This is a genomic window from Bradyrhizobium sp. URHA0013 (genome assembly GCF_000518345.1).
GTDB lineage: Bacteria > Pseudomonadota > Alphaproteobacteria > Rhizobiales > Xanthobacteraceae > Bradyrhizobium.
Window position 1 is genome coordinate 55704 of record NZ_JADK01000008.1, and the last position, 13286, is coordinate 68989.

General features: G+C 64.8%; 18 protein-coding genes. 9 read left to right on the plus strand and 9 right to left on the minus strand.

What is annotated here, in order from left to right:
- The first annotated feature begins 213 nt into the window (after positions 1 to 213).
- From N551_RS0112970 to N551_RS0112980, 3 genes are read left to right on the plus strand one after another with little or no spacing between them, the layout of a single operon-like run.
- Positions 214 to 525: a DUF3572 domain-containing protein gene (locus N551_RS0112970; protein WP_027567335.1), complete on the plus strand. Its 312-nt coding sequence runs from the start codon at positions 214 to 216 to the stop codon at positions 523 to 525.
- Complete coding sequence (locus tag N551_RS0112975; RefSeq protein ID WP_027567336.1) at positions 522 to 1811, plus strand: DNA polymerase IV; 1290 nt, start codon at positions 522 to 524, stop codon at positions 1809 to 1811. The genes N551_RS0112970 and N551_RS0112975 overlap by 4 nt, the downstream gene beginning before the upstream one ends.
- Positions 1811 to 2218 carry an ACT domain-containing protein gene (locus N551_RS0112980; RefSeq protein WP_027567337.1) on the plus strand — a complete coding sequence of 136 codons (408 nt, stop codon included), beginning with the start codon at positions 1811 to 1813 and terminating at the stop codon, positions 2216 to 2218. Before N551_RS0112975 ends, N551_RS0112980 begins: the two co-directional genes overlap by 1 nt.
- A gap of 41 nt (positions 2219 to 2259) precedes the next feature.
- On the opposite strand, the gene N551_RS0112985 is transcribed toward N551_RS0112980, so the two are convergent.
- Positions 2260 to 2661: a RidA family protein gene (locus tag N551_RS0112985; RefSeq protein WP_027567338.1), complete on the minus strand. Its 402-nt coding sequence runs from the start codon at positions 2659 to 2661 to the stop codon at positions 2260 to 2262.
- 65 nt (positions 2662 to 2726) lie between these two features.
- Entirely contained in the window at positions 2727 to 3572 is an 846-nt protein-coding gene (locus N551_RS0112990) for a cell envelope integrity EipB family protein (protein ID WP_007611285.1), read from the minus strand.
- Between the two features lie 235 nt (positions 3573 to 3807).
- Between N551_RS0112990 and N551_RS0112995 the strand changes: the two genes are divergently transcribed.
- The 4 genes from N551_RS0112995 to N551_RS0113010 are packed head-to-tail and all read left to right on the plus strand — an operon-like array spanning position 3808 to position 6804.
- Positions 3808 to 4275, plus strand: a complete 468-nt coding sequence (locus N551_RS0112995; RefSeq protein ID WP_027567339.1) for a RidA family protein — start codon at positions 3808 to 3810, stop codon at positions 4273 to 4275.
- Between the two features lie 5 nt (positions 4276 to 4280).
- Complete coding sequence (locus tag N551_RS0113000; protein WP_027567340.1) at positions 4281 to 5027, plus strand: glycerophosphodiester phosphodiesterase; 747 nt, start codon at positions 4281 to 4283, stop codon at positions 5025 to 5027.
- A 54-nt stretch (positions 5028 to 5081) separates the two neighbouring features.
- On the plus strand, positions 5082 to 6323 hold the full coding sequence (locus N551_RS0113005; RefSeq protein ID WP_027567341.1) for a GNAT family N-acetyltransferase: 1242 nt from the start codon (positions 5082 to 5084) through the stop codon (positions 6321 to 6323).
- A 52-nt stretch (positions 6324 to 6375) separates the two neighbouring features.
- The gene (locus tag N551_RS0113010) at positions 6376 to 6804 is read left to right on the plus strand and encodes an HIT family protein (RefSeq protein ID WP_027518417.1); all 429 of its coding nucleotides are present in this window, start codon (positions 6376 to 6378) and stop codon (positions 6802 to 6804) included.
- 106 nt (positions 6805 to 6910) lie between these two features.
- On the opposite strand, the gene tsaA is transcribed toward N551_RS0113010, so the two are convergent.
- From tsaA to N551_RS0113030, 4 genes are all read right to left on the minus strand, one after another.
- A complete protein-coding gene (gene tsaA, locus N551_RS0113015) occupies positions 6911 to 7402 on the minus strand; it encodes a tRNA (N6-threonylcarbamoyladenosine(37)-N6)-methyltransferase TrmO (protein ID WP_027567342.1) in 492 nt (163 codons plus the stop codon).
- A 31-nt stretch (positions 7403 to 7433) separates the two neighbouring features.
- Positions 7434 to 7784 (minus strand): AzlD domain-containing protein, encoded by a 351-nt coding sequence (locus tag N551_RS0113020; RefSeq protein WP_007603256.1) that lies wholly within the window; start codon positions 7782 to 7784, stop codon positions 7434 to 7436.
- Complete coding sequence (locus tag N551_RS0113025) at positions 7781 to 8521, minus strand: AzlC family ABC transporter permease (protein ID WP_027567343.1); 741 nt, start codon at positions 8519 to 8521, stop codon at positions 7781 to 7783. Before N551_RS0113025 ends, N551_RS0113020 begins: the two co-directional genes overlap by 4 nt.
- Before the next feature lie 105 nt (positions 8522 to 8626).
- On the minus strand, positions 8627 to 9580 hold the full coding sequence (locus N551_RS0113030) for a transglycosylase SLT domain-containing protein (RefSeq protein WP_027567344.1): 954 nt from the start codon (positions 9578 to 9580) through the stop codon (positions 8627 to 8629).
- 108 nt (positions 9581 to 9688) lie between these two features.
- On the opposite strand from N551_RS0113030, the gene N551_RS0113035 reads away from it, so the two are divergent.
- Positions 9689 to 10729: a TRAP transporter substrate-binding protein gene (locus N551_RS0113035; protein WP_027567345.1), complete on the plus strand. Its 1041-nt coding sequence runs from the start codon at positions 9689 to 9691 to the stop codon at positions 10727 to 10729.
- A 55-nt stretch (positions 10730 to 10784) separates the two neighbouring features.
- On the opposite strand, the gene N551_RS0113040 is transcribed toward N551_RS0113035, so the two are convergent.
- Together N551_RS0113040 and N551_RS0113045 are read right to left on the minus strand one after the other, a co-directional pair.
- Positions 10785 to 10985, minus strand: coding sequence for a hypothetical protein (locus tag N551_RS0113040; RefSeq protein WP_027567346.1), 201 nt, complete (start codon positions 10983 to 10985; stop codon positions 10785 to 10787).
- 77 nt (positions 10986 to 11062) lie between these two features.
- A complete protein-coding gene (locus tag N551_RS0113045; RefSeq protein ID WP_027567347.1) occupies positions 11063 to 11359 on the minus strand; it encodes a hypothetical protein in 297 nt (98 codons plus the stop codon).
- A 232-nt stretch (positions 11360 to 11591) separates the two neighbouring features.
- Here N551_RS0113045 and N551_RS0113050 point away from each other — a divergent pair, with 232 nt between their 5' ends.
- Positions 11592 to 12230: an HAD family hydrolase gene (locus N551_RS0113050; RefSeq protein ID WP_027567348.1), complete on the plus strand. Its 639-nt coding sequence runs from the start codon at positions 11592 to 11594 to the stop codon at positions 12228 to 12230.
- 4 nt (positions 12231 to 12234) lie between these two features.
- Here the strand turns inward: N551_RS0113050 and N551_RS0113055 are convergent, their stop codons facing one another.
- Positions 12235 to 13275 carry a phenylacetaldoxime dehydratase family protein gene (locus tag N551_RS0113055; protein WP_027567349.1) on the minus strand — a complete coding sequence of 347 codons (1041 nt, stop codon included), beginning with the start codon at positions 13273 to 13275 and terminating at the stop codon, positions 12235 to 12237.
- Positions 13276 to 13286 lie beyond the last annotated feature (11 nt).

A 13286-nucleotide genomic window follows, 5' to 3' on the forward strand; every position in this document is an offset into this window, starting at 1 on the left:
CTCAGGCGCCGGTCGCCGGCGCTTCGAAAACTGGATTCAAACTAGCCTCGAATTCGCTTGAGTTTCGTTAAACCCGAGGGCCGACTTTCTGCGATGTGGTTTCCAGTTGCTTGTCGGGGGTCGCAAGACTTGGGCAAGAGACTTGGGAACGAGACTCGGGCATGGTGACCCCAAAGTAGACACCGAAAGTTAACGGAAAGGCAAACCGGCCACGTGAAAAAGCCTGTTCACAACCCGCGCGAAGTCGCTGAAATCGTTGCGCTTCAGGCGCTGTCTTTCGTCGCGGGCGAGCCGGAGCGGCTGGGCCTGTTCCTGGCCGAGACAGGGGTTGGCCCGGAGATGCTGCGCAATGCGGCCTCGGACCCCAATTTCCTGCTCAGCGTGCTCGATTTCGTGATGCGCGACGACGCCACCGTGAAAGCCTTTGCCAGCACTGCGGAACTGCATCCGACCAACGTTGCCGCAGCGCGGCAGGTTCTCGGCGACTCGCTCGGCGACCCCAATTGGGAGCGCGACGTGCCGTGACCTCCCTGGAGACGGCCGGGCCCCGCTGCTTCTGCCGGGATTGTTCGGCCGATCTGGATATGGGCGTGCGGCGCTGTTCCGCCTGCGGTTCCCCCCGCCTCGCCCGCCACCGCGCGCTCGCAAGCCTGACCATCGCCCATATCGACTGCGACGCCTTCTACGCGACCGTCGAGAAGCGCGACAATCCCGACATCGCCGACAAGCCCGTCATCATCGGCGGGGGCAAGCGCGGCGTGGTGTCGGCCGCCTGCTACATCGCCCGCACCTACGGGGTGCGCTCGGCCATGCCGATGTACAAGGCGCTGGAAGCCTGCCCGCATGCGGCCGTGATCCCGCCGGACATGGCGAAATATGTCCGGGTTGGGCGCGAGGTGCGCCAAGCCATGCAGGCGCTGACGCCGCTGGTCGAGCCGCTCTCGATCGACGAGGCTTTCCTCGACCTCTCCGGCACCGAGCGGGTACACGGCATGATCCCGGCCAAGGTGCTGGCGCGGTTCGCACGCAACATCGAGCGCGACATCGGCATCAGCGTCTCGGTCGGCCTCTCCTGCAACAAGTTCCTGGCGAAGATCGCCTCCGACCTCGACAAGCCGCGCGGGTTTGCCGCGCTCGACCAGGAGGAAGCGCGCGAGATGCTGGCCGACAAGCCGGTCGGTTTCATTTTCGGCGTTGGACCCGCAACGCAGGAGCGTCTGGTGCAGCGCGGCTTCCGCATCATCGCCGACCTGCAGAAGGCCGACGAGATCGAGATGATGCGGCAGTTTCCGAGCGACGGCCGCAGGCTGTGGCGGCTCGCGCGCGGCATCGACGACCGCCGCGTCGAGCCTGATCGGGGTGCCAAGACGATTTCGAGCGAAACGACGTTCGAGACCGACATCCGCGACTTCGCGACGCTGGAGAAGATCCTGTGGCGGCTGTGCGAGAAGACGTCGTCTCGCCTCAAGAGCAGCGAGCTCGCCGGCTTGACCGTCACGCTGAAGCTGAAGACCGCCGATTTCCGCCAGCGCACGCGCTCGCAGTCGATCATGGCCCCGACACAGCTTGCCGCAAAGATCTTTTCGATCTGCCGCGAGATGCTGGCGAAAGAGATCGACGGCACCGCCTTTCGCCTGATGGGCGCCGGCGTCAGCGCCCTGCGCGAGGGCTCGGTTGCCGACGACACCGACATGCTCGACCGCCGTGCCGCCCACGCCGAGCGCGCGGTGGACAGCTTGCGCAAGAAATTCGGCAGCGCCGCAGTGATCCGCGGCATCGCCTACGAAGGGCCGGAAAAGGCGCAGGAGTGATGACAGGCGAACGCGATCTCGACGCGCTGCTGAAACACATGAAGCCGGAGATGCGGCCGGGCATTTTCGTGTTCTGCACCATCCCGACAGACCAGTCGATCCCCGCGGCGCTCAGCCCTTTGCTGACGTTCCGCGAGCAGGAAGGAACGACGCTCGTGATCACTCGCGAACAGGCCGAAGCGGCGGGACTACGCTACGCGTTTGCATCGTGCCTGATCACCCTGACGGTTCACTCCGCACTCGATGCGGTGGGCTTTCTGGCCGCAATCACAGCACGCCTCGCCACAGCCGGCATCAGCGTGAACGCCGTTTCGGCGTTCCACCACGATCATCTGTTTGTGCCGGCTGACAGGGCGGACGACGCGATGGTTCTTCTGCAAAAGATGTCCAAGGCTACGCGCTCGTAGCCCGGACTACGCTTCGCTCCATCCGGGCTACGGGAAAGATCTCAATCCGCGACCGCCACCGCCTCGATCTCGATCATCCATTCCGGCGCGGCGAGCGCCGAGACGCCGACCAGCGTGCTCGCCGGCGGCTCCATGCCTTCGAAGAAGGCCGAGCGGGCCTTGCCGATGATCGGGCGCAGCTCCGGCTTGTAGTTCACGACGAAGGTCGTGATCTTCACGATGTTGGCGTAGCTCGCGCCGGCTGCTTTCAGCGCGTGCCCGAGATTCTGCATCACCTGTGTGGTCTGCGCGGCGATGTCGCCCTCGCCGACGATCCGCCCCTCCTCGTCCACCGACACCTGGCCGGAGATGTAGATCGTCCGCACCCCCGTGGCGGTGACGACATGCGAATAGGCGGGATTGTGATGCAGGCCGCTGGGGCGGAGATGATCGAGCTTGGGCATGGTGAGCCTCCCGGATGTTTGTGGTTGGGAGGAGCGTAGCCAGAGACCGCGTTGCAGGCCAGCCCTCAATTGCAGGGCTTGCTGTCCTTCGCGTCGAACTTTCCCATCGCGCCCGAAATCACAAAATCGTTGTAATCGAGCACAAGCTGGCGCGAGACGCCGTTCTCGTAGAGCTCGAACGCCATCGCGTAGACCGGCGTCTGCTCGCCTTCCTTCTGCTGGGCCTCGCGGTCGAAATAGCTGACGGTGACGGGCCAGCGCTTGAGCGACTTCATGTGCTCGTCTGACGTCGACGGATCGGGCGAACCTTCGCGTTCGGCCGGGATCGGCTGGCCGATCACGGTCAGCGTGTTGTAGACCTTCTGGCCATCGTCGGAGCCGTCATAGACCGAGAGCTCGAGCAGCGACTTGCCGTCCTTCGCGGCGGCAATGATGCGCTGGATCTGTTCGGTCGGGAATACGATCTTTCCGTCGAGCGTAAAGCTCTTCGGCGCCGGCAGCTTCAGCTTGACATTGATGTGGTCGCCGTCGCGCTCCGCCGAACCGTCGACCCGGCCGGCGTCAGCCTCGTTCATCCGCGTCTCGATCTTGAAGCGGTAGCTTTTACCGCCAGCGTCCTCCCAGGAATTGGAGCGGAGGTCGCTGAGCGTGACCTTACCCTCGCCGCTGTCGAGCTCGGAGACCTGGCGGAATTCGGAGGTGTAGCCCTCGCACGAACTTCCCGTGAAATTGTAGAGGATGCGGCCGCGCGCGCTGTTGATCGAGTTGGAGCGCGATTTCACCAGGCTCAAATCATAAAGCGCCTGATGCGCGAGGAACGGACCGTTCGCGGCTAGCGCCCCGCCTCCGGGGCCGAGAGCGGCCGCCGCGAGCGCCGTCACACCGAGCGAAGTCCGGAAAAGGTGCAGCATGTCTGGTCCCTTGGGGAAAGCGCAGATTCGACATTTTAATGAACGTTCCATTGCGTCGCAACTGAGGCCGTTTCACGTAAAGTTGCGGCCCCCGCGTTGAACCTCCTGCGCTGCCTCAACAAAATCCCACCCCGAGGGTTGCTTGCATGTGGCGGCACGATGGGCGAAACAGGTCCCGCCCCGAGCTGCATCGGATGCGCCGGGGCTGATGGATTTTTGGACAACGAGGTCGGACATGGCGGGAACGGTCGAGCAGAAGCTGGCGGAACAAGGCATCAAGCTGCACGAGGCCCCCACCCCCGTGGCCAATTACGTGCCGTTCGTGCGCACCGGTAATCTGCTGTTCGTCTCGGGTCAGGTCTGCTTCGATCCCGCCGGCAAGCTGATCGCCAAGGGCAAGCTCGGCGCCGGCGTGACCATCGAAGACGGCGCCGCCGCCGCCCGCGGCTGCGCCGTCAACCTGCTGGCCCAGGTCAAGGGGGCGCTCGGCGACCTCGACAAGGTCGTGCGCGTGGTGCGCCTCGGCGGCTTCATCAACTCGGCGCCGGATTTTCTGGACGGGCCGAAGGTCCTCAATGGCGCCTCCGACCTGATGGTCGCCGCCTTCGGTGACAAGGGCCGTCATGCCCGCACCACCGTCGGCGTCGCCTCCCTGCCCGCGGATGCGGCGGTCGAGGTCGAAGGCGTGTTCGAGGTCGCCTGAGGCGAATGCGCGCTCCTGATTGGCTGACAGCCCGCCCGGTCGCCCATCGCGGCCTGCACGACATTTCCCGCGGCATCGTCGAGAACATGCCGGGCGCGGTGCAGACTGCGATTGCGGGCAATTTCTCGATCGAGGTCGACATCCAGCTCTCCGCCGACGGCGAGGCCATGGTGCATCACGACCATGCGCTCGGCCGCCTTACCGAGGCCACCGGCCCGCTGGTCGAGAAAACCGCCACTGAACTGAAGGCGCTCACGTTCAAGGACACGGCCGAGCGGATGATGTCGCTCAGCGACCTCTGCGGCTTGGTCGCCGGCCGCGTGCCGTTGGTGATCGAGGTCAAGAGCCATTTTGATCGTGACCGCAAGCTGGTGACGCGGATGGCGGAGGTGCTGGCGTCCTATGACGGCCCCGCCGTCGGAATGTCCTTCGACCCGGACCAGGTGCTGGCGTTGCGCGAGCTGCTGCCTTCCCGCCCGCGCGGCATCGTCGCGCAGCGGAGCTATCAGGACGACTACTGGGCCGACCTGACCCGGGAGCAGCGCGATAGCATGCTGTACCTGCGCCACGGCTTCCAGACCCAGCCGCACTTCGTCGCCTTCAGGGTCGACGACCTGCCCGCCCCGACCCCCTGGATGGCCCGCAATTTGTTCGGCTGCGCTCTGCTCGGGTGGACCGTGCGTACGACCGAGCAGCGGACGCGGGTCGCGCAACATGCGGACCAGATGATCTTCGAGGGCTTCGTGCCGTAGGCTTGATGTTTCCCACTCTTGAAGTCGCTGCTGCAATGCACGATCTTGGGCACGATGGCACCATCCGAAATCACCCTTGAGGCCGTACCTTCCATTGGCGAAGTATCGCCGGACGACTGGGATGCCTGCGCCAATCCCGGCAAGTCTTGCAACGGGCATGACAAGGGAACCTCATCCGGGCTTCCAGGCGATTCTCTCGGCCTCTCAAAGCCTGCCTATAACCCCTTCGTCTCCCACGCGTTTTTATCGGCCGTTGAGAAATCGGGTTCGGCCACGATCCGCACCGGCTGGGGACCGCGGCATCTCGTGGCTAAGATCGACGGCCGCGTCGCCGGTGTCGTGCCCTGCTACCTGAAATCGCACTCGCAAGGCGAATATGTCTTCGACCGCGGCTGGGCCGATGCCTATGAGCGCGCCGGCGGGCGCTACTATCCGAAGCTGCAGGTTTCGGTTCCCTTCACGCCGGCCACGGGACCGCGGCTGCTGGTCCGCGACGGCGTCGACCACGCGCGTATCACGGAGGCACTGGCGAGCGGGCTGGTGGCGCTGTGCGGCGTCAGCAAGGCTTCCTCGGTCCACGTCACCTTCGCCCGCGAGGCGGAGTGGAAGCTGCTGGCCGAGCACGGCTTCCTCCAGCGCACCGACCAGCAGTTCCATTGGCACAACGAGGGTTTTGCGAGTTTCGACGATTTCCTGGCGACGCTGAACTCCCGTCACCGCAAATCGATCAAGCGCGAGCGGCGCGATGCACTGGCTGCCGGGATCACCATCCACTGCCTCACGGGCAAGGACATTACCGAAGATGCCTGGGACGCCTTCTTTCAATTCTACATGGAGACCGGCTCACGCAAATGGGGCCGGCCTTATCTGACGCGGAAATTCTTTTCGCTGATCGGCGAGACCATGAGCGATGACGTGCTGCTGGTGATGGCGCGCCGCAACGATCGCTGGATCGCGGGCGCGATCAACTTCATCGGATCGGACACGCTGTTCGGCCGCAACTGGGGTGCGGTAGAGCATCATCCCTTCCTGCATTTCGAGGTCTGCTACTATCAGGCGATCGACTTCGCCATCAAACGCAGCCTGGCGAATGTCGAGGCGGGCGCGCAGGGCGAGCACAAGATCGCACGCGGCTACCTGCCACGGACCACCCACTCCGCTCACTTCATCGCCGATCCGGGCTTGCGCCGCGCCATCGACGATTACCTCAAGCGCGAGCGCGCCTATGTCGCGGAAGCCGGACGTGAGCTGGCCGAGCTCGGCCCGTTCCGCAAAGGCGCCGACGAGGTGCCTTGACGGTTCGCTGCGGCTGGTGACAGTAATCGCAAAATTCTAGGGAGCCGCCGCCATGACCGCCTACGACCCCAACAATATCTTCGCAAAGATCCTGCGCGGTGAATTCTCCTGCCACAAGGTTTACGAGGATGAGCACGTGCTCGCCTTCCTCGATATCATGCCGCGGGTACCTGGCCACACCCTGGTGATTCCAAAAGCCCCTGCCCGCAACATCCTCGACATCAAGCCGGACGACTACGCGCATGTCGCCCGCGGCGCGCACAAGATCGCAGCCGCGGCGATGACGGCATTCAAGGCCGACGGCATCACCGTGCAGCAGTTCAACGAGGCGGCCGGCGGACAGGTGGTGTTTCATCTCCACATGCACGTGATGCCGCGCCACGACGGCGTGGCGATGCTTCCGCCCGCCAGCCGCAAGGAAGACGTCAAGGTGCTGGAAGAGAACGCGACCAAGTTGATCGCGGCGTTGAAAGCGGGCTGACGCTCTCGCGTCATTGCGAGCGCAGCGAAGCAATCCAGACTGTGTCCGTGGTGGCGGTCTGGATTGCTTCGTCGCAAGAGCTCCTCGCAATGACGGAGGAGAGACTTCACTCCGTCTGGAAATCCCCCGGCTGCGGCGCGGCCAGCGGCGTGAACTCGCAACGATCCGGCTTAATGTCGATCAGTGGCGTGTTGTCGAGGCAATCGAGCCCGCGCACCAGAATCGCGTTGCCCTCGATACCGACGAGCTTCACTATCGACGTGCCGATCGGATTGGGGCGCACCGGCGAGCGCAGCGAAAACGTGCCGCGCGTCTTCTCGTTGTTCTTCGGGCTTTGCAGGACAATGTCGCGGCGCGACTTGTCGAGCCAGTAGAGCACTTCGAGATTGCCGTAGAAATCGACGCCCTTGATCGCCGGCACGAACGGCTCGAAGATCTCGAGGCGGCATATCGGGCCGTCATGCCGGCCCTGTCGCGGGGTCTCCAGCCGCGAGTTCCAGGGCGTGCGGATGCGGCCGATGAAGACGAGGCCGGCATCCTGCGTCGGCGGCAGCTCGATGGAGACTTCACCCTCGCGGAGCTCGTTTTCGCGAACCATATTTCCAATTCCCTGCTGTTCGCCGGTGGTTTTAGCCCAACCACCACTTGCCGGCCAGCATGAAGACTTCGCCCGCGACCACGCCCGCGAAGATCGAGCGGCGGGTCAATAGGAAGACGACGAGGCCGGCGCCGACCGCACCGTAGCGCAAGGCATCCGGCACGCTCGCAAGCGCCCCGGGCGGCTCGACCACGATCTGGGCGATGACGCCGGCCAGGATCGCGGTGGCGACCGCCCGTACCCAGACCAGAAGCTCGGAGCCCTCGTCGATGCCGCCGCCGAACCACAGGCCCAGCATGCGCCATATCTGGTTGGGAACGACGCCGGCCACGAACAGCACCGCCAGCGCGTGCCAGTCGCCAATGAGCTGCGCAAAGCTCATGCGCGCACCTCCCGCCACCAATGCACGCCATAGGCGATGGTACCCGCCACGAGGCCGCTGACGAGGATGTCGAGGCCGGAATTCATCTTCGCGGCCAATGGATAGAGCAGAACCCCCATCGCGAGCGCGACGACGTCGGCGACCTCGCGGCTGTTGCGCGCGGTCGAGAACAGGAAGGACAGCGGCGTCAGCAAAAGGATCGCCGCCCCAAGCGTCTGGGTCAGATTCGCGGCAAGGAAATAGCCGACCGTGTTGGCGGTGAGACACACCGAGACAAGTCCGAAGCCAAGTCCGTTGACGAATGCGATCCGGCGTTCACGCGGCACCTGCGGCAGGAAGCGATGGCATTCGACCCACAGTGTCACCGCGGTGAGATGCGCCGCGAAAAACAGCTCGCGCCGCTTCGTCGTCGGCGTGCGCATCAGCGGCAGCACCGAGACCACCATCGGAAACAGGCGGACGGCGCTGACCGTGACTGCGATCGCCGACTGGATGATCGTCGCGCCTGAGCCGAGCGTGGTGATCAGGATAATCTGCGCCGGCCCCGCCCAGACGAACAGTGTCGAGCAGAGCGCCCATAGCAGGCTAAAATGGGTGTCGTGGGCGAGCGCGCCAATGCCGAGATAGGTCGCGAACAGGACGAGGGTGAGGATCGTCTGCGTGATCGAGCGCAGTCCCCACGCAAAGGCGCGCCAGGGACTTTGCCATTGAGGTGAATCGAGCGGAGGAAGCGCCACGGGAGTCTTGGCCGGGTGAGGAATCGTGCCTGCATAACGGGCAATGCGGCGCCTCGCGTCAAGGAAGCGCGCGGCGGGGCTGGCATGCACGCTGGGACAGATGCCCTATCCGCTCACACCGCGATTCTTCAGCACGAAGCATGCCCCGCCAGCCTTGCGGATGCGACCGCAGAGTTCATCCGCCTCGCTCCGCGTATCGGCGCCGATGCGCACCTGGTATAAGGCGCGCGTGCCACGGCTGCGCATCACTGAGCTCAGCAGGCTCGGATCACGTTCGCCGATAACGGCGCCCAGCCGCGTGACCGCGCGGGAATACATCGCCAACGCCCGGTTGCGGTCAAAGCCCGCGGCGAGCTGCACGCCCCAGATCTTTGCAGCCGCAAGCTCCACATGCTGCTCGAGCTCGGCGACGAAGGCATTCGGCGCGCGCTTCAACAGCGCCATCAGATCGCGGCAGCTTGTCGGCGGCGCGCTCGGCGGCCCCTTGCCGGTCGCGCCTGCCTTGGCCCAGGCATCGACGCTCGTGCCAGTGATGGCAAGAACGTAATTGCGGGTCTGCTCCGGCATGCCGCCGGTGCCGGCGAGCCATTCCTGCACCCGGCGCGGCCCGGCATTGTAGGCGGCCGCCGCCAGGCCGAGATTGCCGAACTGGTTGCGCAGCTCGTTCAGGAATTCGGCCGACTTCGGCAGCGCCTGCACCGGATTGAAGGGATTGAGCAGCCCGCGCTCGCTCGCGGTGCCCGGCATGAACTGCGCGATCCCCTGCGCGTGTTCCCCGCTGCGCGTCATGGGCCCCACCGCATCGGCCTGGAAGCGGCTCTCCTGCCAGATCACGCGGGCGAAGAACTCCAGCGGCAGATTGGCATCGCGCGCTGCGGCCTCGACGATCAGGCAGATCGATTCCCGCGTGTCGCTCTCGCGCGCATCCGCGGGCTTCGCCGGCGGCGTCGCGAGCTCTTCGACGCTGGGGACGGCGACATCGGTCTTGGCGGGCGAACTGTCCCATGCCGCGGCCTGGGCCGCCGAGACGAGCAGCGCGGGGATGATGCACATCGCCATCTGCACCCATCCTGTGCAGGCATGGCGGTGGCGCGCCTCGGCGCGGCATGCGACAGTATGATCTGCCATGTTGTGGCATCGTGCCATGGTTCGACGAGTTGCCAATATATGCTGCCTGACCTGCTTCTCCCAATGCGTTACCCCGCCAAACGGATCCGCGCGATCCTTGTCCTCGCCGCGCTCATCCTGAGCGTCGCGCCAGCCGCCGCGCAGGTGGCGTCTCAGGACGCGTCTCAAGTCAATTGGCGGATGACCACGGAATACCCCGAGAATAACATCTCCGGGATTGGACTCTCGACTTTCGCCAGCCGCGTCTCCGACCGTACCCACGGTTTCGTGACCGTGACCAACGCCTTCGACAACCAGCTCAAGATCAACTCGGGCGAGATGCCGCGCGCGGCGCTGGACGGCCGGATCGCGGGCGGCGATGCCTTCGCGGGCGCGCTCTCGGGCCTCGATCCCGTGCTCGGATTGTCCACCCTGCCCTTCCTGGTGCAATCGGTGGATCTTGCCCGCGCCACCAATCTGCGGGCGCGCCCGCTCTATGAGAAGGCGCTCGCGGCGCGCGGCCTCAAGCTGCTGTATGTGACGATTTGGCCGGCCACGGGCCTCTGGTCGGAGCGGCCGCTCGAAGGCGCCGACGATTTGCCGAAACTGAACTTGCGAACCTACGATGCCAACTCCACCGAGGTCATGCGCGCGGCCGGCGCGAACGCGCAATTCCTGCCGATGGACGCGGCGCTCGCCGGACTGAGGGAACACCGGCTGAATGCCTTCCTCACCTCCGGCGACGGCGGCGCGGGGCGCAAATTGTGGGACTTCCTGCCGCGTTTCACGGCCATCAACTACGCGATGCCAATCTCGATTGCCTTCGTCCGCAGCGACGCCTTTGCCGAACTCTCCGAGCCGATGCAGCGCGAGGTGCTGGCCGCGGCGGCCGAGACAGAACAGAGCCAGCTCGCGCTACTGACCCACCGCACCATCGAGAACTATGCGCGCATGCGCGACAATGGCGTCCATATCGCCGAGCCGGCGCCTGCGTTCCTTGTCACGGAGCTTCGGAAGGCAGCAACGAACGCCATCGCCGCCTGGGAAACCCGGGCAGGCGCGGAGGCGACCGCCATCGTCGAATGGGCGAGACAGCAATGAGGGAGCGCTAGCGGCATCAGCAATGAACGCTCCGCTGGTGTCGCTGCCTACTGCCTTAGTCTTTGACCGGAACCGGGATTTCGCCCCGGATGGCGCGGTCGAGGGCATCGATCAGCGCCTGGATTTCGATGAACTTGTTGCGCGCGCGCTCGGCCGTGTCGCGCACAAAGGGAGCGGCCAGCACTTTCGCATGCGCGTCCCTGTCCTCGATCATGCGATCACGGGCCTTCTTCAGGGTTTCAAGTCGCTCGCTCATCCGGCCTCTCCTGGAAAATTGTCTCGACCTCTCGTCCGGGTTCGCCGATCAACGAGAACGCGGCGAACGAGCACCTCTCAACAGCCGCGACAGATGTTCTTCAGCTTCGCTGCGGTTCTGGCCTCTTCCGCCACGAACGGGTCCTTGTAGGCAGCACGCGATCCATCGTTCTCCGCAGCAGCAGGCTTTTTTTCCTTCGGAGGAAACGCAGCATCGTAGCAGGCGAGACGTCCGCTCGTGCTTTCGATCGCGCGGCAGTCCGGTCCTGCCGCGACAGCGCCTTGCGGCAGTGTCCCAAGTATCAATGTGCCAAGCATCGACGCGACAAGAAGCGCTCTCCGGCGGATCCGGTAAACCAGACGAAAACGAGTCATGCACGCTCCTGCTTAGTCGGCGGGAGCGCTGGTGACCCTCAGTCACCGGTTGATGCCAAGGAAGGGCGGTGATGGCACGACTCTACGCTTCCCTCCCGCGAATAGCGAGCTTTAAGGGATATGCGGTATCGGGAAGGCGAATTTCGGCGTGATGATGGTTACGCGTTTGCCTTGGTCCCCGGCCTCGTTTAGGTCTGGCAATAGGCGGCGGTATCAACACAGGCGCGGCAATATGGTGACAATCTATTTCGATCTCGACGGCACGCTGACCGACCCGAAGCCCGGGATCACGCGCTCGATCCAGTACGCCCTGGAGCGGCTCAACGTCGCGGTGCCGAGCGAGGACGAGCTGACCTGGTGCATCGGCCCGCCGCTGCATGCCAGCCTGCAAAAGCTCACGGGCAGCGCGGAACTCGCCGATCGGGCGCTGCTGCTCTATCGCGAGCGCTTCAGCGAGGTCGGCCTGTTCGAGAACGAGGCCTATGCCGGCATCATGGACACGCTGACAACGCTTGCCGCGACAACACCGCGCATGTTCGTGGCGACCAGCAAGCCCGCGGTCTACGCCACCCGTATCGTCGAGCATTTCGGCCTGAAACCGTATTTCGAGCGCGTGTTCGGCTCCGAGCTCGACGGCACGCGCGTCGACAAGCGTGACCTGCTGCGTTACGCGCTCGACGAAGCCAAGGTCGATCCTGCCAGCGCGATCATGATCGGCGACCGCAGCCATGACGTGGTCGGCGCCCGCACCAACGGCATGACCGCGATCGGCGTGCTCTATGGCTACGGCAGCGAGGCCGAGCTGCGGGACGCCGGCGCGCATCACATCTGCGCCGCGCATCCCGAGTTGCTCGGTCACTGCGTGATCTAATCGATCAAGCGCTGACGGTCTCCACCGCCGCCAGCATGCCGGTCCTGGGATGACAGTTCAGATATTCGAAGAACTGCTCGTCGGCAGCCGCCACGGTGACCTCGTGGTAGAGCCGCAGTTTTGCCGAGGGGCCGAGCGTCGAGAGGTACTTCATCGCTGCGCCGAATATCCTGACGTGGGTCGGATGCGATTCCGCCCACCGCTCCAGCGCAGCCAGGCTCTTCCACCAGCTTTGACCGTAGGACTTTTCACTCGCGTCCCCACCGGCTGCAAGCACGCGCATGTAACGGTTGGCGTAGCAGCCGATGCCGAGGCCGTCATTGCGCAGGAAATCCATGCCCTCGCGCAACACCGGTTCGACGTCGTCGAGATAGAGCTTTCGCTCCGAGGTCTCGGTATCGCTCCAATCCTGGCCTGATCGGATCAGGCACAGATTGTCGTGCGCCTGCACGCGCAGCCGCGCGCCGTCGCGGATCAATTCGGGATTGCCGCCCGGCAACATTGGATCGGTCTGCGACAGCGGGATGCGGTCGCGCATGCCGCCCCAATAGGCGCGCTCCTGCACCTCGCCGCTCATGCCGCCGGCAATAGCGGCGACGCCCTCCGGCCGGCCGAGCGAGGAAAATAGCGTCTCGTGCCGCGCCACAATGGGGCGCAGCACCTCGATGAAAGTGCCGATGCCCCCGCGCTGCGTTCCGGTCCAGGCCTCGCGCGCCGGTGCAAACCATTTGTCGAACCGCGCAATGTCGTCCCAATAGGCCACCGAGACGACGTTCTCGTAGCCGGCCTGATCAACATATTGCGCGCGGTCCCAATGCGAAGGACCGCCTTCCGCGGCAAACCGCGCCGCGATGTCGGCGAGCGCGTCCGTTGCAGCCGCCGACGCCGTGCCGCGATACTGAAGGCCGAAATAGGCCATCACGACCCGGTTCACTCCAGGCTTATAGCGCGCCACGAAGGACGGGTATGGCGGCTGGTAATCGTCCGGCACGCGCTTGTGGCGCGTGCGTGGAGTCTCGAGATGCAGAGGAATTGCGGATTCCATGATCGTGCCTC

Coding starts and splice junctions, on each gene's coding strand:
- N551_RS0112980 (WP_027567337.1), top strand. CDS start 1,811: ATGACAGGCGAACGCGATCTCGACGCGCTGCTGAAACACATGAAGCCG.
- N551_RS0112985 (WP_027567338.1), bottom strand. CDS start 2,661: ATGCCCAAGCTCGATCATCTCCGCCCCAGCGGCCTGCATCACAATCCC.
- N551_RS0112990 (WP_007611285.1), bottom strand. CDS start 3,572: ATGCTGCACCTTTTCCGGACTTCGCTCGGTGTGACGGCGCTCGCGGCG.
- N551_RS0112995 (WP_027567339.1), top strand. CDS start 3,808: ATGGCGGGAACGGTCGAGCAGAAGCTGGCGGAACAAGGCATCAAGCTG.
- N551_RS0113000 (WP_027567340.1), top strand. CDS start 4,281: ATGCGCGCTCCTGATTGGCTGACAGCCCGCCCGGTCGCCCATCGCGGC.
- N551_RS0113005 (WP_027567341.1), top strand. CDS start 5,082: ATGGCACCATCCGAAATCACCCTTGAGGCCGTACCTTCCATTGGCGAA.
- N551_RS0113010 (WP_027518417.1), top strand. CDS start 6,376: ATGACCGCCTACGACCCCAACAATATCTTCGCAAAGATCCTGCGCGGT.
- tsaA (WP_027567342.1), bottom strand. CDS start 7,402: ATGGTTCGCGAAAACGAGCTCCGCGAGGGTGAAGTCTCCATCGAGCTG.
- N551_RS0113020 (WP_007603256.1), bottom strand. CDS start 7,784: ATGAGCTTTGCGCAGCTCATTGGCGACTGGCACGCGCTGGCGGTGCTG.
- N551_RS0113030 (WP_027567344.1), bottom strand. CDS start 9,580: ATGGCGATGTGCATCATCCCCGCGCTGCTCGTCTCGGCGGCCCAGGCC.
- N551_RS0113035 (WP_027567345.1), top strand. CDS start 9,689: ATGCTGCCTGACCTGCTTCTCCCAATGCGTTACCCCGCCAAACGGATC.
- N551_RS0113040 (WP_027567346.1), bottom strand. CDS start 10,985: ATGAGCGAGCGACTTGAAACCCTGAAGAAGGCCCGTGATCGCATGATC.
- N551_RS0113045 (WP_027567347.1), bottom strand. CDS start 11,359: ATGACTCGTTTTCGTCTGGTTTACCGGATCCGCCGGAGAGCGCTTCTT.
- N551_RS0113050 (WP_027567348.1), top strand. CDS start 11,592: ATGGTGACAATCTATTTCGATCTCGACGGCACGCTGACCGACCCGAAG.
- N551_RS0113055 (WP_027567349.1), bottom strand. CDS start 13,275: ATGGAATCCGCAATTCCTCTGCATCTCGAGACTCCACGCACGCGCCAC.